Annotated in this window: 23 protein-coding genes; 19 read left to right on the plus strand and 4 right to left on the minus strand. The window is 61.5% G+C overall.

The window, feature by feature from the left end; genetic code table 11:
- The first annotated feature begins 17 nt into the window (after positions 1-17).
- The 6 genes from AC0L2H_RS24285 to AC0L2H_RS24310 all read left to right on the plus strand — a co-directional run bounded on the left by AC0L2H_RS24285 (position 18) and on the right by AC0L2H_RS24310 (position 6,855).
- Positions 18-1,538 carry an ABC transporter substrate-binding protein gene (locus AC0L2H_RS24285; RefSeq protein ID WP_473592590.1) on the plus strand — a complete coding sequence of 507 codons (1,521 nt, stop codon included), beginning with the start codon at positions 18-20 and terminating at the stop codon, positions 1,536-1,538.
- 12 nt (positions 1,539-1,550) lie between these two features.
- Complete coding sequence (locus AC0L2H_RS24290) at positions 1,551-2,495, plus strand: ABC transporter permease (RefSeq protein WP_473592591.1); 945 nt, start codon at positions 1,551-1,553, stop codon at positions 2,493-2,495.
- Positions 2,492-4,420 (plus strand): dipeptide/oligopeptide/nickel ABC transporter permease/ATP-binding protein, encoded by a 1,929-nt coding sequence (locus AC0L2H_RS24295; RefSeq protein ID WP_473592592.1) that lies wholly within the window; start codon positions 2,492-2,494, stop codon positions 4,418-4,420. Before AC0L2H_RS24290 ends, AC0L2H_RS24295 begins: the two co-directional genes overlap by 4 nt.
- The gene (locus tag AC0L2H_RS24300) at positions 4,417-5,448 is read left to right on the plus strand and encodes an ABC transporter ATP-binding protein (RefSeq protein ID WP_473592593.1); all 1,032 of its coding nucleotides are present in this window, start codon (positions 4,417-4,419) and stop codon (positions 5,446-5,448) included. Before AC0L2H_RS24295 ends, AC0L2H_RS24300 begins: the two co-directional genes overlap by 4 nt.
- A complete protein-coding gene (locus AC0L2H_RS24305; protein WP_473592594.1) occupies positions 5,445-6,398 on the plus strand; it encodes an alpha/beta hydrolase family protein in 954 nt (317 codons plus the stop codon). Before AC0L2H_RS24300 ends, AC0L2H_RS24305 begins: the two co-directional genes overlap by 4 nt.
- A gap of 172 nt (positions 6,399-6,570) precedes the next feature.
- Entirely contained in the window at positions 6,571-6,855 is a 285-nt protein-coding gene (locus tag AC0L2H_RS24310) for a hypothetical protein (protein WP_473592595.1), read from the plus strand.
- 46 nt (positions 6,856-6,901) lie between these two features.
- Here AC0L2H_RS24310 and AC0L2H_RS24315 read toward each other — a convergent pair whose 3' ends face one another.
- Both AC0L2H_RS24315 and AC0L2H_RS24320 read right to left on the minus strand, forming a co-directional pair.
- Positions 6,902-7,774, minus strand: a complete 873-nt coding sequence (locus AC0L2H_RS24315) for an SMP-30/gluconolactonase/LRE family protein (RefSeq protein WP_473592596.1) — start codon at positions 7,772-7,774, stop codon at positions 6,902-6,904.
- Positions 7,775-7,783: 9 nt separating this feature from the next.
- Entirely contained in the window at positions 7,784-8,605 is an 822-nt protein-coding gene (locus tag AC0L2H_RS24320; protein ID WP_473592597.1) for an NAD-dependent epimerase/dehydratase family protein, read from the minus strand.
- A 129-nt stretch (positions 8,606-8,734) separates the two neighbouring features.
- On the opposite strand from AC0L2H_RS24320, the gene AC0L2H_RS24325 reads away from it, so the two are divergent.
- Genes AC0L2H_RS24325 through AC0L2H_RS24355 form a run of 7 tightly spaced genes read left to right on the plus strand, consistent with a single transcriptional unit; the run spans position 8,735 to position 16,093 of the window.
- Entirely contained in the window at positions 8,735-9,394 is a 660-nt protein-coding gene (locus AC0L2H_RS24325; protein ID WP_473592598.1) for a GntR family transcriptional regulator, read from the plus strand.
- A 3-nt stretch (positions 9,395-9,397) separates the two neighbouring features.
- The gene (locus AC0L2H_RS24330) at positions 9,398-10,558 is read left to right on the plus strand and encodes a mandelate racemase/muconate lactonizing enzyme family protein (protein WP_473592599.1); all 1,161 of its coding nucleotides are present in this window, start codon (positions 9,398-9,400) and stop codon (positions 10,556-10,558) included.
- A 37-nt stretch (positions 10,559-10,595) separates the two neighbouring features.
- Positions 10,596-12,353 (plus strand): ABC transporter substrate-binding protein, encoded by a 1,758-nt coding sequence (locus AC0L2H_RS24335; protein WP_473592600.1) that lies wholly within the window; start codon positions 10,596-10,598, stop codon positions 12,351-12,353.
- Between the two features lie 28 nt (positions 12,354-12,381).
- Entirely contained in the window at positions 12,382-13,383 is a 1,002-nt protein-coding gene (locus AC0L2H_RS24340; RefSeq protein WP_473592601.1) for an ABC transporter permease, read from the plus strand.
- Positions 13,384-13,411: 28 nt separating this feature from the next.
- Positions 13,412-14,263 (plus strand): ABC transporter permease, encoded by an 852-nt coding sequence (locus tag AC0L2H_RS24345; protein WP_473592602.1) that lies wholly within the window; start codon positions 13,412-13,414, stop codon positions 14,261-14,263.
- Positions 14,260-15,240, plus strand: a complete 981-nt coding sequence (locus tag AC0L2H_RS24350; protein ID WP_473592603.1) for an ABC transporter ATP-binding protein — start codon at positions 14,260-14,262, stop codon at positions 15,238-15,240. The genes AC0L2H_RS24345 and AC0L2H_RS24350 overlap by 4 nt, the downstream gene beginning before the upstream one ends.
- Positions 15,224-16,093 carry an ABC transporter ATP-binding protein gene (locus AC0L2H_RS24355; RefSeq protein ID WP_473592604.1) on the plus strand — a complete coding sequence of 290 codons (870 nt, stop codon included), beginning with the start codon at positions 15,224-15,226 and terminating at the stop codon, positions 16,091-16,093. Before AC0L2H_RS24350 ends, AC0L2H_RS24355 begins: the two co-directional genes overlap by 17 nt.
- A 246-nt stretch (positions 16,094-16,339) precedes the next feature.
- On the opposite strand, the gene AC0L2H_RS24360 is transcribed toward AC0L2H_RS24355, so the two are convergent.
- Together AC0L2H_RS24360 and AC0L2H_RS24365 are read right to left on the minus strand one after the other, a co-directional pair.
- Entirely contained in the window at positions 16,340-16,867 is a 528-nt protein-coding gene (locus tag AC0L2H_RS24360) for a hypothetical protein (RefSeq protein ID WP_473592605.1), read from the minus strand.
- Between the two features lie 119 nt (positions 16,868-16,986).
- On the minus strand, positions 16,987-18,705 hold the full coding sequence (locus AC0L2H_RS24365) for a tetratricopeptide repeat protein (RefSeq protein WP_473592606.1): 1,719 nt from the start codon (positions 18,703-18,705) through the stop codon (positions 16,987-16,989).
- A 323-nt stretch (positions 18,706-19,028) separates the two neighbouring features.
- On the opposite strand from AC0L2H_RS24365, the gene AC0L2H_RS24370 reads away from it, so the two are divergent.
- From AC0L2H_RS24370 to AC0L2H_RS24395, 6 genes are all read left to right on the plus strand, one after another.
- Positions 19,029-19,337 carry a hypothetical protein gene (locus AC0L2H_RS24370; protein ID WP_473592608.1) on the plus strand — a complete coding sequence of 103 codons (309 nt, stop codon included), beginning with the start codon at positions 19,029-19,031 and terminating at the stop codon, positions 19,335-19,337.
- A 79-nt stretch (positions 19,338-19,416) separates the two neighbouring features.
- A complete protein-coding gene (locus AC0L2H_RS24375) occupies positions 19,417-20,193 on the plus strand; it encodes a transporter (protein ID WP_473592664.1) in 777 nt (258 codons plus the stop codon).
- Positions 20,194-20,303: 110 nt separating this feature from the next.
- Complete coding sequence (locus AC0L2H_RS24380; protein ID WP_473592609.1) at positions 20,304-21,119, plus strand: DUF2092 domain-containing protein; 816 nt, start codon at positions 20,304-20,306, stop codon at positions 21,117-21,119.
- Positions 21,116-21,451 (plus strand): hypothetical protein, encoded by a 336-nt coding sequence (locus AC0L2H_RS24385; RefSeq protein ID WP_473592610.1) that lies wholly within the window; start codon positions 21,116-21,118, stop codon positions 21,449-21,451. The genes AC0L2H_RS24380 and AC0L2H_RS24385 overlap by 4 nt, the downstream gene beginning before the upstream one ends.
- A gap of 65 nt (positions 21,452-21,516) precedes the next feature.
- Complete coding sequence (locus AC0L2H_RS24390) at positions 21,517-22,317, plus strand: hypothetical protein (protein WP_473592665.1); 801 nt, start codon at positions 21,517-21,519, stop codon at positions 22,315-22,317.
- Positions 22,318-22,503: 186 nt separating this feature from the next.
- Positions 22,504-23,472: an ABC transporter substrate-binding protein gene (locus AC0L2H_RS24395; RefSeq protein ID WP_473592612.1), complete on the plus strand. Its 969-nt coding sequence runs from the start codon at positions 22,504-22,506 to the stop codon at positions 23,470-23,472.
- Positions 23,473-23,531: the final 59 nt, after the last annotated feature.

A 23,531-nucleotide genomic window follows, 5' to 3' on the forward strand; every position in this document is an offset into this window, starting at 1 on the left:
TCTTAGGGAGGAAAGTCATGAAACGCTGGATAAGAAATGCGATGGTCTCGATGGCCGTCGCCTTGAGCGTAGGCCTTGGCGTCACCGCCGCGGGCGCGGAACCGTCGGGTACGTTCCGATACGCCGAACAGGTCAAGCTCATCACCATGGATCCGCAGCAGCAGAGCGGCAGCGGGGTTCCCTATCTGCGGCCCGTCTATGAATCGCTCTTCGAGAAGGGTCTCGACGGCAAGCCTGTCCCGCTGCTCGCCACCGACTACAAGATCGACGGTCTCAACGTGACCATCACGCTCAGGCAGGGCGTCAGTTTCAGCAATGGCGAGGCGTTCAACGCCAAGGTCGCGGCGGAGAACATCAACCGCGGCCTGAAGCTGGGTATCATTGAGGGCCTGAAGACCGTCGACAGCGCCGAGGCGGCCGATGAATACAGCTTTCGTATCAAGCTGAAGGAGCCCGATCCGGCAATCATCGACAGCCTTTGCTCCACCGGTGGCATGATGCTCGCGCCGGCGGCGATGGCCGATCCGGCTATCGATCGCAATCCGATTGGAACCGGTCCCTATGTCTACTCGAAGGAAGACTCGCGCGAGGGCGAGGTGCGCGTCTACAAGCCCAACCCGACATATTGGGACAAGGACAAGATCGGCCTGGAGCGCTACGAAGTGTGGGAGCTTCCCGACGATACCGCCCGCCTCAATGCGTTGAAGACCGGCCAGATCGACGCCGGCAACTGGCTTGCCAACCCGCAGTCGGCGATCATCGATCGCACACCCGGACTGAAGCTCATCCGAGGCGCAGGCGGCCTCAACTATCATGTGGTGATCTCCGACCGGGAAGGCACGAAGGTGCCAGCCTTTGCCGACGTCGACGTCCGCCGGGCGATGGCATTCGCCATCGATCGCGCGGCTTTCGGCAAAGCCGTGCAGTTCGGACTCGCCGATGAATCCTACCAGCCTTACGCTAAAGGCGACTGGGCGTATGACCCGGCGGTTGACGGCGTTTACGCCTACAATCTCGACAAGGCACGCGAGCTCATGGCGAAGTCGAAGTTCCCCAACGGTTTCACTTTCGATATGCCGTCGATCCCGATCTACCAGTCGCGCCTGGAGGCACTGGCTGGCTTCTTCAAGGAAATCGGCATCACCATGAACATCGTGCCGGTGGAGCCGGGCACTCTTGCCCGCCGCAGCCGCACGACGGACTTCCCGGCGACCAATCTCGTATGGGCCACCAACACCGACCCGAAATTCGTGGCGCTCCGCTATATCTACGAAGACGCCGCCTACAATCCCTTCAAGGCCAAGCCGAGCCAGGCGTTGCTGTCACTTGCGCAGCAGGGATTGGAGTCGCCTGATACGAACGTTCGGGCCCCGATCTACAAGAAGATGGCGGCGGACCTGGCCAAGGAGGCATTCCTGATCTTCGTCAGCAATACGCCGATCCTGATCGGCGTGAGCGAAAAGACGGCGAATAATCCCACCGTGGTCTACCGGTTCGCCGAGGATTCGATCAATCTGCGTGGCCTGAAGGCCAACTGATACCAGGTTCCCATGCTCCGACTGATCTTGCGGCGGCTTCTTGCGCTGATACCCCTGCTGTTCATCGTCTCGGTGCTGACGTTCTCGTTCACGTCGCTGCTGCCGAGCGACCCGGTGGACTTGATCCTCGGCGACAACGGCACGCAGGAACAGTACGAGATGCTGCGCGAGCGGCTCGGCCTTAACGAGCCGGTCTACGTCCGCTACGTGCAATGGCTCGGCCGTGCCGTGCAGGGGGACCTGGGGAATTCCTTTTTCAACAGCGTCAGCGTGACGGGGGCGGTCATGCAGCGGCTTCCCGTCACGCTTTCGCTGACGGCCGTCTCGGCGGTGATCGCCATCGTTGTTGGCGTTCTTGCCGGGGTAGCCGCGGCGCTGCGTCCGCGCTCCTGGATAGACCGCTTTGCCACGCTGGGCGCGACGTTCGGACAGGCGGTACCCAACTTCTGGTTCGGCCTCCTCCTGGTCGCGATTTTTGCCGTCAGCCTGCGCTGGTTCCCGGCGACCGGCTTCACCGCCATTTCCGATTCTCCGTGGGGCTGGCTGCGCAGCGTCCTGCTGCCGTCGATCGCGCTCGGCACGTCCTCCAGTGCGGCGATCGCGCGCCAGGTCCGCTCGGCGATGGCCGGGGTGCTGCAGCAGGACTACATACGTGCGGCCCGCGCCCAGGGCCTGTCGGCGCGGCGCGTGATCTTCAAGCATGCGCTGACAAACGCGATGGTGCCGGTAGTGGCGGTCCTATCGTTCCAGATCACCGTCCTGCTGGGCGGCGCACTGGTGGTCGAGCAGGTCTTCGCCATAAACGGCCTCGGCACCCTGGCAATTGGGGCGGTACGACAACAGGATATCCCGATGATCCAGGGGCTGGTCCTGGTGATGGTCGGCCTCGTGGTGATCGTTCAACTGGCCACCGACCTGCTTTACGGATTTCTAAATCCAAAAGCGCGGCCGTCGTGACCACTCCTCTTCTCGCGAGAACCGATAAATCCAGGCGCGGCCGGCTCCGTCTCGGCGCCTCCGGCATCATCGTGGTGATCGCGGTATCGATACTCGCGCTGCTCGCGTTTCTCGCAGTCTTCGCACCCTGGGTCGCACCTTACGATCCTTTGAAGCAGAACCTCATCGAGGCGCTGCAAGGGCCGTCGGCCGCACACTGGCTCGGCACCGACGACCTCGGCCGCGACGTGCTGTCCCGGTTGATCTACGGCTGTCGCATCGCCGTCATCGCCGCTGCCGAAGGCACGGCGATCGCAATCGTGCTGGGGGTGCCGCTAGGGCTTTTCATTGGCTATCGCGGCGGCTGGTGGGACTGGGTCGTGATGCGCATGGTCGAGGCGCTCGTCTCGATCCCGGGCATCATGGTGGCGATCGTCATCATCGCGCTGCTTGGGGCGGGGTTGCACAAGGCGATGGTTGCACTGGGTATACTCTATTCGACCTCCTTCCTCCGGCTCGCACGCGGCGTGGTGCTGGCCGAACGCGAGGAAGTTTATGTGCGCTCGGCGCGCGTGATCGGCGCGTCCGACAGGCGCATTCTGCTGCGCCACATCCTGCCGAACATCGCGCCGCCGTTGATCGTGCAGGTGACGCTCACCGTCGGCGCGGTGTTGTTGTCCGAGGCGGGGCTCAGCTTCATCGGCCTCGGCGTTCAGCCGCCGGATGCGAGCTGGGGTACCATGCTCAATTCGGCGGCTGCGTTCATGGACCTGAACTGGTTCCTCGCCGTTCCGCCCGGCATTGCGATCATCGTCACCGTTCTGTCGGTAAATCTGCTCGGCGACGTGCTGCGCGATTCGATGGGCCGCGGCATTGCGGTTGGTGCGAGCCCGGCACGGCCGACGAAAGCATGCGATGCCGCAGGCGTCGACGCGCAGGATCTTTCCCCGCCGCCGCCCGCCGGGAAAGACGATATCCTGCGGGTCGAGCACCTGAAGGTTGTGGTCTCACCGAGGGACGGCGGCGAGGTATCCGTCATCACCGATCTCTCCTTCACTATCGCACGCGGCGAGACGCTGGGGCTCGTCGGTGAATCGGGCAGCGGCAAGACGATCACCGGCCTGGCGATCCTCGGCCTGATCGGCGCTGCCGGCCGCGCCACCCAGGGCGCGGTCACGCTTGGCGGGACCGATCTGCGCTCGCTTTCTGAGAGCGAGCTGCGGGAAGTCCGCGGCAACGAGGTGGCGATGGTTTTCCAGGACCCCACGACGAGCCTCAATCCGGCCTTTACCGTCGGAGACCAGATCGCCGAAGTCCTGCGGACGAATAAGGGGCTTTCGCGCCAGCAGGCCTGGGCGCGGGCCGTCGAATTGATCGACCGGGTCGGCGTCCCCAATCCGGCTGAGCGCGCCAGGGCCTATCCGCACGAACTCTCCGGCGGCATGGCGCAACGCATCGCCATCGCCAGGGCGCTTAGCTGCAATCCGAAACTGCTCATCGCCGATGAGCCGACCACGGCCCTCGACGTGACCGTGCAGCAGGAGATCCTCGATCTCTTCCGCGATCTTCAGGACGAGTTTGGCATGGCCATCCTGTTCGTCACGCACGACCTCGCGGTGGCCGCCGACATCTGCGACCGGATAGCGGTGATGTATGCCGGCGAAATCGTCGAAGCCGCGACCGTCGACGAACTGTTCGCGAAACCTCGCCACCCCTACACCGCCGGGCTGATCGCAGCGAGCCCGCATGGGGCAACCCGCAATCCGCCACTGCCGACGATCCGCGGAACCGTGCCCAGGCCGGGAACGTGGCCTTCCGGCTGTAGGTTCTCGAACCGTTGCGCGTTCAGCCAGGATGTCTGCCAACGCCGCGTTCACCTGATTGGCGGCCACCGGCAGGTGCGTTGCGTTAGGGCCGGCGACCTGGAACTCGGGGGCGTGACATGACCGGCGAACCCCTGCTCGAAATCAACGATCTCTGGGTCACCTACTGGCGCCGCTCCGCCTTTCGGATTCGTCCGGAGCCCTTTCATGCGGTGAAGGGCGCGACACTGTCGATACGGGCCGGACAGACGCTCGGCCTGGTTGGCGAATCCGGCTCTGGGAAATCATCGATCGCAAACACGGTTCTCGGCCTCGTGGCGGCGTCATCGGGATCGATCCGGTTCGATGGCGCCGAACTCGCCAGCATGAAGGGGAGTTATCCCGAAATGATCCGCAGGCAGATCCAGGCGGTTTTCCAGGATCCGTTCTCGTCCCTCAATCCGGCGATGACCGTCGAAGACATCGTCACCGAGCCGCTGCGTGTGCATGCAACGATGAGCCGGACGCAACGGCGCGCTCGCGCGGTCGAGCTTCTCGAGATGGTGTCGCTTTCGGCGGAGCACCTTTCCCGGCATCCGCATCAATTCTCAGGCGGGCAGCGGCAGCGTATCGCCATCGCATCGGCCTTGGCCTTGCAACCGAGGCTGATCGTGCTGGATGAACCGGTCAGCGCGCTCGACGTGTCAACGCAGAACCAGATCATCAACCTGCTCTACGAGCGCCGCAACGCACTCGGCATGGCCTATCTGCTGATTGCGCACGACCTCGCGCTGGTGCACCATATTTCGGACCGCATCGCTGTCATGTATCTCGGGCACATCGTCGAGGAGGGACCGGCCGACCGCGTCTATTCCCAACCGGCGCATCCCTATACGCGGGCCCTGCTGGATGCGGTTCCGCTTCTCGATCCCGCCAGACAGCGCGAGCGTCGCGCCAGGCGCAAGCTGCAGCCCGCGCAACAAGCACCGCGCACAGCCGACATCGGCTGCCCCTATCGGAACCGATGCCCGCTTGCGATGCCGCGGTGTCAAACCGAGGTGCCTGCCGCATATCCTGTCGAAGGCGGTGGGGTCGCCAACTGCTTCCTCTACGCGATCGATGCGGAGCGGCCGACTGATCGGCCGGAGCGCATGGGATCCGTTGTCTCATGACCGGCGAGCGTTACCTTCCGGCATCCGGTGCCCCGATAGTCCGTGCGGACATCGTGCTAGCGGGCGTGACCGGCAGCACGGTATTGCCGCTGACCTGCCGCTGGCCGGCCGCCGGCGCCCCCAAGGCGTGTGTCATCTTCTGTCATGGGCTGGGCGCGAGCGGGCGCGACTATGCCGCGCTTTCCGAGCGCTGGGCGGCGCATGGCTTTCTCGTCGTCCATCCGACCTTTCCGGACTGGGTGGGCGCCGTCGTCGCTGCCGAACCGGAACTTGGCGTCGACCCGACTGGCGAGCTCGACGGCTGGACCGCGGACACTCGAATTCGGCCGCGCATGTATGAAATCCTGCATTCTCCCTTCTACTGGCTGGAGCGCATCCGCATCGTGCGCGAAGTGCTTGACGCGCTCGATACGGTTTTCGCCGCGACATGCGGGCGGCCGGCCCGGCCCGTTACGAGTGCCATCGCCGGTCATTCCTTCGGCGCCTATACAGCCCAGCTCTTCGCTGGCGCAGAGATCGATCTGCCCGGCGAGGGAACACGTAGCTTCAGGGACGAGCGCTTTGAAGCCGCGATCCTGCTCAGCGCCCAAGGACGTGACCAGCAAGGTCTGCGCGAAGGCTCATGGAATGGCATCAGCGGGCCGATGCTGAATATCACGGGTACCTTGGATGGTGGAGCCAAGGGTCAGGACTGGCGTGGGAAAGTCGAGCCTTACGAGTTCGCACCACCTGGCGACAAATACCTCGCCGTGCTCACCGATGCCGATCATTATCTGGGCGGCATTGCGCGCCCGGTGCAATCTCACGTGCCGGCACAGAAAGAGGCGGTCGAGGAACTCACGCTCGCTTTCCTCGACGCCTATCTGACAAGCGACCCGTACGCGAAGGCGTGGCTACGAGGGATAGCCGGCCAGGTCTGCGAGTGCCCGCTGCTGTTCAGGCACAAATAGCTGCAAGTGTCCTCATCGTTCCAACCTGAAACCGGGTTTCGCCAGTACCGGGCCTCATGATCGGCATAGCCAAGAACTTCAAACGCAAGGCGCGGATTGAAATATTGGCAATCGGCCGGATTTGGGAACAGCGCACAGCCGGGCCCAGGCGGATACGCAATCCGGCCTCGCCATGCTCCGACCGCGCATCTGGGGTTCCTTTGCCGCGCCGCCCAAAGCGCGTGTGGCCGCAATTGTCATCCACCCGACCAGCAACTTCATGGGCCATTATCCGTTGCCGTCGCTCGTCGAGCGCGGGATCGCCGCGCTCGGCTTGAACACGCGTTATCTCGGCAGTGACGTGGCGCTGCTTCTGGAGTGCGCTATCCGGGACCTATGCGCAGGCGTCCGATGGCTGAAGTCGAGGGGCTTCGATCTCCTGAATTCCATGAACAAGGCCGGTCAGTCCGAGCCGTAACGCCCGATGCCGCCCCCACCTTGCGGCAAGTCGAGGCACCCGCCGATCAAAGTTTGAAGCAGGTCGCCGCGACGCCCGGGACGTCGCTCATCGCGACATACACGGCGCCTTCCTTGGGGTTGCTGGACCTCTGGTCTTCCGGGATCAGCCAGTTCGACGACGTGATCAGCGCGGTGCGAAAATCCTCGCCCCCGAACGCGCAGTTGGTCGGGTATTGGCAGGGAACTGTTGTCATGCCGGCGATCTGTCCCTGAGGGTCCAGCCTGACCAGCCGGCCGTTGCCGTATTCCGCGAAGATCAGGTGGTCTTCGGCGTCGACTGTGGCACCATCGGGAGTACCGGGCGGTTCGGTGGTGAAGAAGAGATCAGGCGCATCGATTGCGCCTTTGTCCACGTCGAAAGCGTACCGCAGCATCTTGCGGTCGCGCGTCTGCGAAAAATACATCGTCGCGCCCGAGCTATCCCAGGCCAGACTGTTTGGCACGGCCAGATCCCGAAGCACGATACGCACCGCGCCGGTGGGCTCGATACAGTAGAGCACGCCATCCGGAAGACGGGTGACAATGTTCATCGTGCCTACCCAGAAGCGCCCGACCGGATCACATTTACCGTCGTTTGTCCTTTGCTCCGATGTCACATCGGGCAGCGAAACGAAGTGCTCGAATACGCCGCGGTCCGGTTCAAACAGCGCGAGGCTGGACTGAAGGGCGACGAGCAGGCCGCCTTTCTCCCGCGGCGCTATCGAGCCGACGAAGCTCGGCGCGACCCATGTTCGGACCTCATCGGTCGCCGGCGTCCATTGCCGCACAAGGCAGCCGCGGATGTCGACCCAGTAGAAGCACTCGTCGGCGACGGACCAGATCGGACCCTCGCCAAGAAAGTCATTCGTCGACCCGAGACGGCGCAAGCCAGTGAGCATGTGGTTCCCTTAGTTTTTCGTGGACAAGACGGAAGTCAGTTCATGCCAGCGCTCGAGATCGGCGCGCGCCGCCTCGTCGGACCGCACGACATTGTCGTCGGTCACCAGACGATGGCCGTCCGCCGGCCGATATCCAATGGTGCGCATGGTTTGCAAGATGTCCCACCTCATGCCGGCATTGTCCGACATGAGATTCAGGATCGCGGCGTCGACGTTCTCGGCAAGCACGGCGCGCTCAAAGCCTTGGCAGAGATCCCTGTCGCTCAGCCACATCTGCTGACCCCATGCGCCGTATGCCAAGTGAGGGCCGGGCAGGTTCCCGGGGGTGCGCTGGCAATAACCGATGCGCAGGGCGATAAAGGAGATGCCGTTGCCGGCAAGCAGGCTGAGCCCCAGGCGTTCCCCGAACAGCTTGGCGGCGCCGTAGCCATTGATCGGGCGCGGGGGCAGATCCGTCGTCAGACGCTCGTCGCCGAAGCGGTAGCCCGCCATAACCCAGTTTGAACTGGCGAACACCACGCGTTTGACGCCGGCTCGGCGGGCGGCTTCGTAGACGTTCAGTGTGACGTCGACGTTTCCCTTCTGCACGACGGACCAGCTGGCCGATGGCTTGGGATTGCCGGCCAGGTGAACGACGACATCGACGCCGTCGAATTGCGAGATCCAATCATCGCGCATTTCGCTCAGGTCGGCCGTGATCACCGCAGGGTCGTTTTCCGGATTCAAGCAGATCTGCCGCAGCCTCAGACCCGGCATGAGGCTGAAATGACCCGCCAGCTTGCGGCCGAGATTGCCCGTCGCACCGGTGATGAGCACGTCCTTCCGCTCCAATGCGCTCTCCTTTAAAAATATGAAAACCTGGATTGACGTACGATTTTACATTTTGGTATATTATTTTCAAGAAAATATTCCGCGTTGGGGATTGGTGTCTTGCAAGAGCTGAATGGCCAGACGGAAGAGGTGGATGGCGAGACGCGCTACTCGCGTGTCGCAGCCCGCATGCGCGACGACATTGCGCGTGGGCTGCTCGTTCCCGACCAGTGGCTGAAGGTCCGCGTCCTTGCCGAGCGTTATGGCGTCAGCGCCGCTCCCGTACGCGAGGCGCTCCAGGTGCTTCAGGGAGAGGGCCTGATCGTCATGGAGCACAACCGCGGCGCGCGCGTCCGGGCGATAGACGAACAGCGCCTGATCCACATCTTCGACGTGCGCGAGGCGATCGAGAGCTTCCTGACGGCGGCGTTCGCCGAGGCCGCGTCGCCGCATCAGATCTCGCTGCTCGAGGCCCTGCAGGAAAAGCACGACCTCTCCGTCGCCGAACGGCGCCTCATCGACGCCTTCGATCTGAACCGGGAATTCCACCAGATCATCAACAACGCGTCGCGCAACAGGGAGGCGCTGGAGGTGATCGAACGACATCTCGCGCTGACCCGCGCGCTGCGCCTCAATTGCGGCTTCAGCGAAAGCCGGCTGCAAACGGTGCAGCAGGAGCATCACCAACTCATCGACGCGTTCAAGCAGCGGGACGGCGCTCGCGCGCGCCAGGTCGCGGCGCTGCATGTCCGGTCATCGAGGGACGACCTCCTGTCGCGTCTCCCTCCAGCATTCAGGCGGAAGCATTAGTTCATGAAAATAACCGCCGTGAAATCCTACCCGCTGTGGGTCGGGGATCGAAACCAGCTTCTCGTCAAGGTGGAGACCGATGCCGGCCTTTATGGCTGGGGCGAATCCGGGCTTGCCAGCCGGGAACGTGCAGTCATGGGGGCGGTCGAGCACTACGAGCGCATTCTGATAGGCCGCAGCCCCATGGACATCGGCGCGCTCTGGCAGGAAATGTACCGCAGCCAGTATTTCGAGGGTGGGCGGGTTCTCACGGCGGCCATCTCGGCGATCGATATCGCGCTGCACGACATCAAGGGCAAAGCCCTTGCAGTCCCGGTGTACCAGCTGCTTGGCGGTCGCCAGCGTAATCATGTGGCGACCTTCGCGACGGTCAAGGCGGCTAAGCTCGACGAGATGATCGCGCGGGCCAAGAAGGTCGTCGACGCGGGGTGGACGTGCCTGCGCCTGGGGCGGGCCGATCCTTCGCCGGAGAACCCGGGTCGGCTGGAGCCGTGGGAATCGCTATCGATCACCGCCGGCTGGATGATCGAGTGCCGCAAGGTCCTTGGCTCCGGAGTCGTTCTCGGCATTGATTGGCATCACCGCCTGTCTGTAGCGGAAGCCGCCGGCTTCTGTCAGCGCATGCCCGTGGGAACGCTCGATTTCATCGAAGAGCCCATCAGGGATGAAACTCCGGACGCCTACGCGACGCTACGCACCCTGACCCCGATCCCGTTCGCCATTGGCGAGGAATTTTCTTCGAAATGGCAGTTCCTGCCCTATGTCGAGAGGGGTCTGACGCAACATGCCCGCATCGATATTTGCAATGTCGGTGGTTTCACCGAAGCGATGAAAGTCGCAGGGCTGTGCGAGGCCCATTACATCGACATGATGCCGCACAACCCGCTTGGTCCGGTATGCACGGCGGCCAGCATCCATTTCGCCATCGCGATCCCCAACTTCAGCTGGCTCGAATGCCGACAGAGCCCGGGCGAGGAGCACAACCGCCAGGAATCGTCCGTGTTCACCACCAAGCCGCAGCTTGCCGGTCCGAACTTTCCGATCCCGGAGGCCCCTGGCCTCGGCATCGAGATTGACGAGCGCGAACTCGGCAAGGCCGGAGAGTTCACCTTCTATCAAATGCCGCGTCTTTACCGCGCCGACGGAGCCCTCACCAACTGGTGACACGCCACCATTTCGATTTTGTTCCAGGGAGGAAACAATGAGCACGCTTCATCAGGTCAACCGCAGGAAATTTCTGGCTGGCACTGCCACCTTGGCGCTGGCCGCGACCATGCCCTCAGTCGGCTGGTCCGCTCCTGAGCGCAACCGCACCTACATCGTCGCCAGTTCGGTCGACGGTCCGGTCTTCACCAATACGTCCAACGCAAACTACTATTCCCCGGGCGTCGACCTGCGCAACGGCTTCATGTACGCGACGGAGCCGCTGTTCTACTACAACCTGTACAAGGATGAGGTCATTCCGTGGATCGGCGAGAGCTTCGAATACGCGCCTGACTTCAAATCGGTTACGATCAAGCTGAAGAAGGGCGTCGAGTGGAGCGACGGCCAGCCTTTCACGGCGCGTGACGTAGCCTTCACCTACAATATGCTGGTCGACAACGGCAAGAACGCCAGGAACATGCGCGATGCGGCGATCGTGTCGACGAAAGTGGCGAGCGCAACCGTCATCGATGACCAGACGGTCCGGGTTGACTTCACCCAGCCGGATCCGCGCCACATGTTCCAGTTTGGAATTGCCTACTTTGCCTTTGGCTTGCAGTGGGTTCCTGAACATATCTGGAAGGATGTCGCGGATAAGGCCACTTTCACCAACTTCGATCTGGCCAAGGGGCTGCCGGTGTCGACGTCGGCCTGGAAGGTGGTGAGCACCGCCCCCAGCGAAATCATCTGCGAACGGCGCGAGGATTGGTGGGGGGCCAAGACCGGGTTCCGCCCGCTACCGGGCCCGGAGCGGATCATCACCGTTCCGAGCGGGTCGCGCGACCGCGTCGCGCAGCTCTCCGTCTCGAACATGATCGACATCTCGGCCGATATCCAGGATGCCCAGCTCATCCAGGAACTGCTGCGCCAGAACGACAAGCTGACCACCTTCTCCGGCGCCGAAAATCCGCTAGGCAACCTCGACTGGTGGCCGGTGTCGGTCTTCTTCAACAGCGCTGACGAGCGTTGGAACGACGTGCGTGTCCGCAAGGCCTTTGCCTATGCCATCAACGCCAAGCAGATCATCGACGTCGCATTTGCCGGCGCGGGTGAGCCGAGCCGTGGTCCGTTCCCGGCGTTCCCGCCGCTCGTGAAATACATCGATCTGATCGAGGACTCAGCCAAGAAGAACGATGTCGGCGTCTATGATCTCGCCGCCAGCGAGAAGCTGATGCTGGAGGCCGGCTACGAACGCGACGGCGACAAGTTCTGGTCCAAGGACGGCAAGCGCGCCGGCGGCGACATGCACGGGCTGGCCCTGCTTAACCAGATAGGACCTCTGGTGCAGCAGCAGCTGCGCCGCGGTGGGTTCGAGGTTACCTTCTACTCCACACCGGACTCTTCGAAGATCATGCGATCCGGAAATTGTCCGCTGGTTCTTTCCGGCCATGGAAACAGCAGCATCTTCGACCCGCTCGCAACGCTGGAGGCGTTCCACAGCAAGAATTTCATTCCAGTCGGCAAGCCCTCGCTCTATTTCGCGAGGATGCAGAATCCGGAATACGATGCGGCCGTGGATCCCATCGTCGCCCTGAAGCCCGGCGATCCGGCCATTGATGAGCACGTCAAGAAGGCGATGGACATCTGGTATGCGGCGGTGCCGGAGGTGCCGATCTCCCAGCACATCCATCGGCTGCCGATGAACCAGACTTACTGGACCAATTGGCCGGGTACTTCCAACCCTTACATGCCGCCCGCGCCGAACCACGTCGCCACGTCAACCTATATCGCCCACATGGTAAAGCCCGTCGCCTGAGACGGGTATCCTGGCAGGTAACGCACAGATGCTCATAACCCTGGCCACGCGGCTGGCCATGCTCTTCAGCATGATCCTTGCTGCCGCGTCACTCAATTTCTTCGTGCCGCGTCTCACCGGCACGAATCCGATCGAGGAGCGGCTTGCCGAAATCGCCGGCCAGGGCGGCGGCTCGATGACCGGCGTCGAGGACATGGTGCGTTCATACACCGAGCGTTTCGGTCTCGATCGTCCGCTTTGGGAGCAGTATCTGGACTATATAGGCAGCGTGCTGCGGTTCGATCTCGGCTACTCGATCGCCAACTATCCGACCCGGGTCGCCGACCAGATCGCGGCCGCGCTGCCATGGACAATCGGTCTTCTCGGTACGACGACGATCCTGGCATTCCTGATCGGAGGCCTGCTTGGAGCCTTGGCCGCGTGGCCGCGTGCACCGCGCATTTTTCGCGTGTCGCTGCCGTTCCAGATGGTGCTGGCGGCAATACCGTTCTATCTCATCGCGCTGGTGCTCGTTTACGTGTTCGCCTTCCGCCTGCAGTGGTTTCCCAATGGCGGCGGTCACCAACTTGGCGTCGAGCGGACAATGTCCGTCTCCTTCGTGCTGGACGTCCTCTATCATTCCCTGCTGCCCGCCTTTGCCATCATCATCGCGTCCATGGGCACCTGGTCGATCGGCATGCGCGGCATGATGGTCAGCATCCAGGGCGAGGACTACATGACCTTCGCGGAAGCGAAGGGGCTGAAGCCGAGACGCGTCTTCCTGCATTATGGAGTTCGCAACGCGATGCTTCCGCAGATCACCGCTCTGGCGCTGACCTTCGGCCAGCTCATCACCGGGTCGGTCCTGGTTGAGATGGTGTTCAACTATCCGGGCATCGGGACACTGATGTTCCAAGCCGTGAAGCTGTCGGACTACTTCACGATCAACGGATGCGTCCTCATTCTCGTTCTGGTTACGGGGGTGTCGATGGTGATCCTCGACCTCATCTATCCGCTGCTCGACCCCCGGGTTCAGGTGGGTCATGGATAGAGTGCAGAGCACGCCGGGAGCATTGTTCGTGCAAGCGCGTCGGTTCATCCGCCGCGGCAGTCCCTCCCTGGTCATCGGATCATTCATGCTGGCCACGCTGATCGCGTTCGCGGTCTGCGGACAGCTGTTCTGGAACATGGAATTGTCGGAGCCGCTGTCGGCCATGCCGAACCTGGCTCCCTCACTAGAAGCACCCTTCGGCACGGACAGTCAGGGCAGGGACCTGCTTGCCGTGATCATCCTGGGCACAGGCCTCACCATGAAAGTCGGCGTGCTGTCCGGCCTGATGGGGGTGGCAATCGGCGCCACGGTCGGGCTTCTCGCCGCCTACTATCGCGGCGCCGTCGATTTTATCGCCCGCTGGATTATCGACGTCGGGCTGACAATTCCACCCCTGTTGCTGTTGGTGGTCATAGCGTCGGCGTTTCGCGGCCAGCTCAGCTCGACGGGCATGGCGCTTGCGATCGGGTCGCTTGCCTGGTTCGGTCCGGCCCGTCAGGTCCGTTCCCAGGCGTTGGTGCTGCGCGAGGCCGGTTTTGTCCTGACGGCCCGCTTGGGCGGCGTTGGCGGGGTCGGCATCGTCTTCAAGGAAATATTGCCGAACCTGCTGCCCTATCTCTCTGCGAGTTTCGTCCTGGCGACGTCCTCGGCGATCCTGTCGGCGATCGGGCTTGAGGCGCTGGGCCTCGGGCCGATGGACGAGCCGACCTTGGGCATGACCATCTTCTGGATGCTGTATTACACCGCCCTGATGCGGGGGCTGTGGTGGTGGATCCTGGCGCCTGTCACTGTGCTCACCATCCTGTTCATCGCCCTCTATCTGATCAGCGCCGGCCTGGACTCGTTTGCAAATCCCCGTTTGAGGAGCAGGCAGTCATGAGCAAAGCTGGTCTGGACGTCAGAGATCTAACGGTCGACTACCGCCTCCCTGAACGGACGGTGAGGGGGGCGAACCGCGTCACCTTCTCCGTGCGGTCGGGCGAGCGTCTCGGCATCGTCGGCGAATCCGGGTCGGGAAAATCCACCACGGCGCATGCGCTTATGCGCATGGTCACGCCGCCGGGCCATATCGCCGCCGGCACGATCCGCCTGGACGGCATCGACCTGACCGGCCTGACCGACAGAGAATTCCGCGCCGCGCGCCTTAAGTTGGTCAGCTATATCCCGCAGGGGGCGATGAATTCGCTCAATCCGGTCAAGACGATTTATTCGCAGATGGCGGACGCCATCGTCGACCATGACGTGGCGTCCGCTACCGCCGACGTGCAGAAGATCGTGGCGGAAGCGCTTGCCGGGGTCGAGTTGCCGGCCGAGACGGCCAAGCTTTATCCGCACCAGCTTAGCGGCGGCATGAAGCAGAGGGTCTGCATCGCCATCGGCATGATGCTGAAGCCGCGCCTGATCGTCGCGGACGAGCCGACGAGCGCGCTCGATGTCGTCACGCAGCGCCAGGTGATGGGCACGCTCGGCCGTCTCCAGAAGTTGACCGGATGCTGCCTGATCCTGATCGGACACGATATGGGGTTGATGGCACAGTTCGTTGACAAGATCGCCATAATGTATGCGGGTCGCATCATCGAACTGGGCACGACCGAGCAGATTTTTCGCGATCCCCGCCATCCCTACACGCGGATGCTGATCCAGTCCGTCCCGACGCTGAAGAACCGCGGCAGCATGGTAGGCCTTCCCGGAACGGCGCCGTCGCTTGCCCGGCTGCCGCCCGGATGCGCCTTTGCGCCGCGCTGCCCGTCGGTCATGGACATCTGCCGCGCCAAGCCTCCGGGCAACTTCGCTGTGGACGCGGACCGGGTCGTCGCATGCTATCTCGAGGAGAAGCCGCATGTCGTACCTGCTTGAGCTCGACGCGGTGAGCAAGACCTACACGCACGGCCTGTTTCGCCGTGCCGGCAAGCCCGCGCTGCAGCCTTTCAGCCTGACGCTGGACGATGCCGACCCTCAGATCATCGCCGTGGTGGGCGAGAGCGGCAGCGGCAAGTCCACTCTGGGCAACATCCTGCTCGGTCTTCACAAGCCTTCGACGGGGGTGGTGCGTTACCGGGGCAATGATCTCAGCCACGCCGGTCGGTCGGCGCTGATGACGTTCCGGCGCGAGGTTCAGGCTGTGACACAGGACCCGTTCTCCGCCTATAATCCGTTCTATAAGGTGGACCACGCGCTGACCGTGCCGATCCGCATGTTCGGGCTCGCGGCGCGTGGCGCTGCGACGCGCCGCCTGATGGAGGAGGCGTGCATCGGCGTCGGTCTGAATCCAGACGACACGCTCGGGCGTTATCCCCACCAGATGAGCGGAGGCCAGCGGCAGCGGCTTATGGTGGCCCGCGCCCTTATGATGCGCCCCAAGATACTCATCGCGGACGAGCCGGTGTCCATGGTCGATGCTTCGCTGCGCGCCACGATCCTGAACAACGTCGCCTCGCTGCGGCGCGAGTATGGCGTGTCCATCATCTACATCACACATGACATAACCACGGCCTATCACATCGCCGATACCGTCTGCGTGCTGCACAAGGGAGTCGTGGTGGAGCGCGGCGACGCTGGCCATGTCATCGAGCACCCGCAGCATCCCTACACCCGCCTGCTAGTCAACTCGATACCCTGGCCGGACCTCGACCGCCATTGGGGCGACGGCGAGGACATCGGGGCAGCGGTCGCGGAGATGAAGGCAGCCGAACAGGCTGTGATCCACTAGGCGAGCGCCGAGCAGCCGGCATTTGCGCGGCCGGCTGGCCGAAGCGATAGTGGAGTCAGTTGGAAATTAACGGGATGGTCTGTGTGGTCTGACCAGCATTGCTTCGCGAGCCAGCGAATTTCATTCGAACCCGACAAGGCGCAGGAGTTCCGCTTGCCCTCCATTTCCCGAGGCGCACCGACGTCTCAAGGGCCGCTGTGCCCGGTCGTGTCTCAGTTTGAATTTCGACTGTGACCGGGCGTGCGGTCATTGCTTGAGGCACTTGCGGCCCATTGCCATTGCCTTGTAAGTGCCCTTCAGATCGACGACGAAGGTCCCCTTGGTTTCCGGAAATACGATCATTGTATATTTCTTCGCCACGTCGCGCTTGAATTTCGGGTCGTCTGTCAAGATGTAGCCGCCAGAATATCCGCCCTTGAGTTCGCCGCTCGAACTGGTGGCCACACCGCTATAGAGATGGCCGTCGATGGAGACGAAGATCTGCGACTGGGTCCCGTTCTGAAGGCCGATATCCACCTTCGTGAACACGCCAAGATACCCGACCTCCTGATTTGCAGTAACGCCCATTTGCACCGAACTTGGGCCATCTTGGCGCACGATCAAGCAATCTCCGCGGGTTTGATTTGCATAGACCGTCCAGCCCTCGATGTCGTCCCCGTATCGGACAAGCACATCGCTCGCCTTGGGAAGGGGATTTTGATTTTGTGCGTAGGCTGCCATCGCGGACGACATTGCTACTGACGTTGCCGCGATGAGTGTCATGAAGTTTCGCATAAATATTCCCCTCTTTTGTGGACGTTGGCACCAAGTGATCAGGAACCTCGGCGTCCGCAAAAACTGCTGCCTTTCCGCCCTATGGGGAAGGTAACTAACTGTATGCTACCCGTGTCAGATCAACCGGCGATCTTCAGCCCAGCTTTCCTCAGCGAGCCGAGGAAGAATTCGACATCTTGCGGACGTCCCAAACGTTTTGAGACTTCCTTGCGAAGGTTTTTTACCAGGTCTGGACTATTCTGCTCCAGCCAGATGCGCTCGCGATTGGCTTCGGCTGCGTTTCCGCCTTCACCGAACACAGCTGCGCTGACCAAATGGTAGAGAGGATTTGAGGGAGCGGGACTTTTCGCCAGCCAGGAAGCTGCTTGCGGATAGTCGCCGGTAAAATACGAGCAAAGGGCCAGATCCGTCTCATAGTAAGCCGTGGCTCCGGGATTCAGTCCGCGCGCCTCGGTGAGTATTGCACATCCGTCGTGCCAATTTCCGGAAAGAGACAAGCGCTCCGCATATTCGCTCATGAACTCGGTGTCATTGGGATTGATTTCCAGGCTTTGCTTGCCGAGCTTCAATGCCGCGTCGATTTCCTTGTTGAAGTAGAGCGCAAGCATTTTACCCTGGCGAGCTCGCATATTTAAGGGATCAAGCGCCATCGCTCGGCTTGCTACGTCCAGGGCACGCTTGAGCGTTGCTGATGAGGACGCAGGATCGGCTGCAAACTCGAAACGATAGTCGTCTATGTAAATCAACGAGAGAAGGCCCCATGCAGTCGCGTAAGCCGGGAATCTGTCCACGGTCTTCTCGAGGCAAGTCCTCACCGATGAACGCCGTTCCGCGTCGACCTCTATCCGATACTCAAAGAACGAAAGGGTGCAGGCGTAGGCTGCCCAATCGTCTGGTGCTTTGCTCATGTCGAGATTCTGGTCCGCCTGGAAGATTATCCCGTACGTTTGGGCCAGGTTCTTGGATACGCTGCGCGCAATCTCGGCTTCGGCATTCACAAATGCCGTGACTTGCAACGGACCATTGTAGCTATCTGCCCATAGAATTGAATTGTCGGCGCGATTGATCAATCTGACCCGAAGCAAAAAGCCGTCTGGGGAGAGGGTTACGCTTCCAGCGACGACAAATCGGGGAGGCGGTATCGAGGTATCGCCCTCCCTTGCGGCCGACTCCATCACCAGGATATCCCCGAACTTGGAAAGCTGCTGGACAATCTCCTCCTTCAATCCGATCGCCACCGCATGTGCGGCGTCGGAGCCGGCTGGACTGTCAAACGCTTCCACCAGCAGTCGAGGCCTCTCTGGCGCAACCGATCTGTCCGACGTCCACCACCACCAGGCCGCTGATGCAGCGACTGCAAGAAGCACCACAAGGACAGCTGGCATCAGCAATCGCGATTTTGTCCACCGGACGGCATGCTCCGTGACGTGGCGCGAAACGATCGGGGCCGGAAGCTCCGCCAAGGCTGTCTGCTCGCGATACGAGAAGACAGGCACGTAGCCGCCCTTTGGTATCGTGATGACAATAGGATCGGCTTGACCGGAGGTCAGGTAATAGCGCTCGATCGCCCGACGAAGGTGACCAGCCTCGATGCGCACGATCGGATCCGACTGAGGGTCGAAGGACTGACCGCGACCGAACACTTCGACCGCAATCGAATAGGCCTTGATACGATCGCCCCGTCCAGCCAGCGTTTCTTCCACGACGTAGCTAAAAAATCGATGTTCTCGGCCTGTAGCGTCGAAATCTGTACTATTGAGGATGCGGGCAAGCTGGATGCGGCAATCTCCCAAAAAGAGATCTTGCTCTCTGGCTGCCGCTGTCCCCGGTTGTATCAACGTTTCCCCGCTTGCCCAGACGCCCGTTTATCGGGCTTTTCCTTGGACAATATACTCCTCAAAGTAATTTACACCTCGCGGATAGATCGTGACAACATAATTCGGCCGGATCGATAAATGAGGGCAATCCGAGAGCGGCCATCCCCAAGAAATGAGATATTTTTCTCTCGCTATGGTTGTCCCCGGTTGTGGCACCGGATGTTTGCCTTGCCGGGCGCTTTTTTGCCGTCTTTTTCCTTCGCCAATTACACACTCCTCCACGTAACTTACATTCCGCAGCTGGCCCCCGCCAATATAGTTCGGCCAGATCATTGAATTGTGCCATGGCCACCCAAAACGGACAGCTCAGAAAACATAATGCGGCCTCGGCGGCGGTGCGTCGGTTTCCGCAGTTCGAACTGACGATCCATCGTCTGATCGATCGCAACGAAAGCTTTCGCGAGATGTGCGAGGAACTCGCGGAGGCCGAGCTTGCACTGTCCAAGGTAGATCTGGCCGCGCCGGAATTGCGCGAAGCCAGGCGAATTGAGTGGCAGGAACTGGTGGACCGGTTGATCGGTGAAGTCGGAGCAGTCGTCCTGGAATCGGAGGCTGCCCGACGAGCTGGCTTCAATCCCGGTTCGCAGCGTTGAGCGGCTGCGATCACCTTTGTCGAACGGAGGGTTGGCTTTGAAAGTTCTGTCAAGCGATCGGCACCTGAAAATGGCCGCGATGCTGCTCTCTGTGCTGCTGGTCGGGACGGCCGCCCGGGCCGACGATACCCAGGACCTTGCCAAGAAGCTGTCCAATCCGATTGCCTCGCTGATCAGCGTTCCGATCCAGTTCAATTACGACAGTGGCTACGGTCCGAACGATGGCGATAAGGCCTATGTCAATGTCCAGCCGGTCATCCCGTTCACGCTCAACGACGACTGGAACCTGATTTCGCGCACCATCGTGCCGATCGCCTGGCAAAATGACATTGCGGGACCGTCCGGCGAGCAGTTCGGTCTCGGCGACATATCCGAAAGCCTGTTCCTCTCGCCTTCCAAGCCCACCGCCAGCGGGATCATCTGGGGTATCGGTCCGGTGTTCCTTTTGCCAATTGCGACCGACGAGCTGCTTGGCGGCCAAAAATGGGGGGCGGGCCCGACTGCCGTCGTCTTGAAGCAATTCGACGGGTGGACGGTCGGTATGCTGGCCAACCATATCTGGTCGTTTGCCGGCGACAGCGATCGCAGCGACATAAGCTCCACATTCCTGCAGCCGTTTGTCTCTTACACGACGAAGGACGCCTGGACGTTCACGCTGAACACCGAGAGCACTTACAATTGGGAAGCGCAGCAGTGGTCGGCCCCGATCAACTTCCAGGTCTCGAAGCTGGTGGTCATCGACAAGCAGCCAATCAGCCTGACCGCGGGCGTGCGCTACTGGGCTGAAAGCCCTGACAGCGGTCCTGACGGTTTCGGCTTCCGCACTGCCGTCACGTTCCTCTTTCCGAAGCAATGAGATCGGAGGCGAATGGCTAGCCGAGAATAACCATGTGCCCGACGCCTCAAAGGTAGCTTCGGCATGGCTTGGAAATGCATGCAATCGCAATCGCACAGCGGGTGAAGAAGATGAACCGGACCAAATTGAATTCCAGACTGGTATCGAGACTGCAGCCCAGGGGCAGGCTTCTGTTGGCGGCATCCGTCGGATTGGCGCTCTCCTGTGCTCCGGCATGGAGTCAGAGCGCCATAGACAAGGACGCGAACGACGTCCTTGTCGCCTCGATGAATTACTTGAAGGGCCTGAAGGCATTCAGCGTCGATTACGATACCGACCACGAGATCGTCGACAAGGCCGGCCAGAAGATCCAGTACAGCGCCTCGGGCTCGCTCACGGCCTCGCGTGGCGAAGGGTTCCGAATGACCCGGAAGGGTCCTTATGCCGATGTCGAGGTAACCTTCGACGGCAAGGCCATCTCGCTCTACGGCAAAGTCATAAATGCCTTTGCCCAAATCGAAAGCCCCGGTCCAAGTATCGACGAGGCGGTCGAGGAGTTCAGGGTGTCGACCGGGCTGGATGCTGCCGGCGCGGACCTGATGTCATCGGACCCCTATTCGGTCCTCACCGAAGGTGCCGCGGAAGGCAAATTGGTCGGCGACGCCGTCATCGGTGGCGAGGTCTGCGATCATCTGGCGTTCCGGACGGAAGACGTCGACTGGCAGATCTGGATCCGCAAGGGCGACCAGCCGCTGCCGCTCAAATATGTCATCACCACCAAGTGGGTGACAGGAGCACCACAATACGCACTAAAGCTGAGCAACTGGAACGTCGCCCCCAAGATCGACGCCAAGCTGTTTTCATTCACGCCGCCGGCCGACGCGAAAAAGATTGAACAGATATATTCGGACCAGATCGGCGAACTTTCCCTGGAGGACGCAGAATGAAACGCATAGCGCAGTATCGTAGATTCGCATTGGCCCTGGGCCTCGTCGCAGGGTTCCTTGTTACCGATGGCCTGCTGGACAGCCGGCTTGTCCCGCTCGGTTCGTTCGTCTCCAGCGCCGAAGCGCGGGTCGGCAGGCCTGCCACGCCGCGAAGTGTCGCTGGCGTTGCCCGTCGCACAACGCGCCGCGTGGTTCGACGGTCCACCGTTTACGTAGCCGCGCTGCCGGCCGCCTGCGTAAGGGTGGTTGTAAATGGCATGACGCTGTCGCAATGCGGTGGGACCTACTATCAGCCATACGGCGGTCGATACGTTGTGGTATATGTCGATTGACGGTCACACTCCGCATTCCCAATGAAGCCGGCACTGCGAGCCAAACCCGGAAGCGAGCCAGGATGATGAAAACCTTCTATCAGGTACTAACTCGCGGCGGTGCCGTTCTTTGTCTCCTTTGCCTCGCCCATCCTGCCGGAGCGGCCGATCTGGTCTCCCCGGTGACGCCGGATCTGAAGCCTGTGGCGTCCGAACAAGGTTGGACGTTCGCCGTCGCTCCGTATTTCTGGGCGGCCGGCCTCTCTGGTGAGGTGGGATCGTTCGGTCTCCCCACCGTCGAGGTCGATGCAGATTTCGGCGATATCCTGAAGAACCTTGATTTCGCGGCGATGGCCGTCGCCGAGGCACGCTACGACCGCTACAGCATTTTCGGCGACCTCATGTATGTCAAGGTGTCCGCCGGCAATGGCACGCCGAGAGGCGTGCTGGCCACCAGTGTCGATCTCACGTCCGAAACATTCGCGGGGTTGATCGGAGCAGGCTATTCAATCCTCCAGACTGACGCCGGACGTCTCGATCTCGTCGGAGGTATGAAGGTCTGGTCCGTACACAACAACCTGGACTTCCATGGCGGTATCCTGGACGGAGTCTCTGCCAGCGATGGAAAGACCTGGGTGGATGGGTTGGTCGGCGTCCGCGCCACCTACTCGTTCACGCCCGAAGTCTATCTGACGGGCTGGGGCATGGTTGGTGCAGGAGGCGCCAGTGTCGACTGGGATGTCGCAGCCGCACTGGGTTATCGGTTCAACGAGCGATTTTCGGCAGTCGCCGGCTACCGCGCCCTGGGCGTCAAATACGACAATGACGGCTTTGTGTTCGACGTTGTGCAGCAGGGTCCGATAATGGGCCTGGTCATGCGTTTCTAGGTGGCAATCCATGCTGTTCCTGAAGACAGCCGGCTGAAAGTCCATTCCACGCCAAGAGGTGCGTTTCTGCCGTAGCATACAGTTAGTTACCTTCCTCGCGGGAAGTCACTTCTCCAGTCTACCCAGAGCTATGCTGGGAGACCGGCGCACCGCGGTTCACGCCAGTCCCAAGGCGAGGAGAAGAATATGGGCAGTCGATTGCGGCGGTGTCTGCGGAAAGTGTCGCTGGTGGCGCTGACACTGTTGGCGGCATACGGCCCGGCCCATGCGGCGGATCTTGTCATCGCAATGCCCAATTGGCCGTCGGGCCAGGCAGCGGCCAATATCATCAAATTCGGCATCAAGCAGAAACTCGATCTGGACGCCGACGTGCGCGAGATGGGCACCATGACGGCATTCGCCGGAATGGATACTGGTGAGGTCGACGTCTATCCGGAAGTCTGGCTTCCAAACTTCGATTCACTCGTCAAGAAATACGTCGATGGGCGCAAAACCGTGGACCTCAGCCCAAAGGGTGTGCCGTCGGCGCAGCGCATCTGCGTGACGCGTGAGACGGCGGACAAATTTGGCGTCAAGGACATTTCTGACCTGGCCGATCCGAAAAAGGCGGCGGTCTTCGACACCGACGGCGATGGCAAAGGCGAAATATGGATAGGTGCGCTAGGCTGGTCGTCGACGAGCATCGAGAAGATCCGGGCGAAGAGCTACGGCTATGAAAAAACGATGACGCTCCTTCAGATGCCGGAAGACATGGCAATGGCTGCAGTGGATGCGGCTGCGGCCACCGGGCAGCCGATAGCATTCTACTGCTACAGTCCGCACCACATGTTCAGGCTCCATGACATCGTCCAACTGACTGAGCCGAAATTCGATCCCGCCAAGTGGCATATCGTGATGCCGAGCGACGACCCTGACTGGCTGTCGAAATCGGAGGCGCCGGTGGCCTGGGACGCATCGCATTTCTACATCGGGTTTGCCTCGTCGACGGCGAAGCGCCTGCCGAAAGTAGCGGCCTTCCTCTCCCATATCGACTTCACACCGGAGGAAGTCACCGAGATGAGTTACGCATTGCAGGTCGATAGGCAAGATCCCGCCAAATTCGCGCAGGCCTGGGTCGCAAAGCACCAAGGCCGGCTGAACGCCTGGTCGAAATAGGGACAGGGACGCACATGACGCTTTCGCTCGCAAACCGGTCGGACAGTCCGAAAAGCAAT

The organism is Mesorhizobium sp. WSM4871 (genome assembly GCF_055811295.1).

Bases quoted from the DNA above. Each gene is read 5' to 3' on its own strand.
- AC0L2H_RS24285 (WP_473592590.1), top strand. From the start codon at position 18: ATGAAACGCTGGATAAGAAATGCGATGGTCTCGATGGCCGTCGCCTTG.
- AC0L2H_RS24305 (WP_473592594.1), top strand. From the start codon at position 5,445: ATGACCGGCGAGCGTTACCTTCCGGCATCCGGTGCCCCGATAGTCCGT.
- AC0L2H_RS24355 (WP_473592604.1), top strand. From the start codon at position 15,224: ATGTCGTACCTGCTTGAGCTCGACGCGGTGAGCAAGACCTACACGCAC.
- AC0L2H_RS24340 (WP_473592601.1), top strand. From the start codon at position 12,382: ATGCTCATAACCCTGGCCACGCGGCTGGCCATGCTCTTCAGCATGATC.
- AC0L2H_RS24335 (WP_473592600.1), top strand. From the start codon at position 10,596: ATGAGCACGCTTCATCAGGTCAACCGCAGGAAATTTCTGGCTGGCACT.
- AC0L2H_RS24360 (WP_473592605.1), bottom strand. From the start codon at position 16,867: ATGCGAAACTTCATGACACTCATCGCGGCAACGTCAGTAGCAATGTCG.
- AC0L2H_RS24375 (WP_473592664.1), top strand. From the start codon at position 19,417: ATGCTGCTCTCTGTGCTGCTGGTCGGGACGGCCGCCCGGGCCGACGAT.
- AC0L2H_RS24380 (WP_473592609.1), top strand. From the start codon at position 20,304: ATGAACCGGACCAAATTGAATTCCAGACTGGTATCGAGACTGCAGCCC.
- AC0L2H_RS24290 (WP_473592591.1), top strand. From the start codon at position 1,551: ATGCTCCGACTGATCTTGCGGCGGCTTCTTGCGCTGATACCCCTGCTG.
- AC0L2H_RS24390 (WP_473592665.1), top strand. From the start codon at position 21,517: ATGAAAACCTTCTATCAGGTACTAACTCGCGGCGGTGCCGTTCTTTGT.
- AC0L2H_RS24315 (WP_473592596.1), bottom strand. From the start codon at position 7,774: ATGCTCACTGGCTTGCGCCGTCTCGGGTCGACGAATGACTTTCTTGGC.
- AC0L2H_RS24330 (WP_473592599.1), top strand. From the start codon at position 9,398: ATGAAAATAACCGCCGTGAAATCCTACCCGCTGTGGGTCGGGGATCGA.
- AC0L2H_RS24350 (WP_473592603.1), top strand. From the start codon at position 14,260: ATGAGCAAAGCTGGTCTGGACGTCAGAGATCTAACGGTCGACTACCGC.
- AC0L2H_RS24300 (WP_473592593.1), top strand. From the start codon at position 4,417: ATGACCGGCGAACCCCTGCTCGAAATCAACGATCTCTGGGTCACCTAC.
- AC0L2H_RS24395 (WP_473592612.1), top strand. From the start codon at position 22,504: ATGGGCAGTCGATTGCGGCGGTGTCTGCGGAAAGTGTCGCTGGTGGCG.
- AC0L2H_RS24310 (WP_473592595.1), top strand. From the start codon at position 6,571: ATGCTCCGACCGCGCATCTGGGGTTCCTTTGCCGCGCCGCCCAAAGCG.
- AC0L2H_RS24385 (WP_473592610.1), top strand. From the start codon at position 21,116: ATGAAACGCATAGCGCAGTATCGTAGATTCGCATTGGCCCTGGGCCTC.
- AC0L2H_RS24370 (WP_473592608.1), top strand. From the start codon at position 19,029: ATGGCCACCCAAAACGGACAGCTCAGAAAACATAATGCGGCCTCGGCG.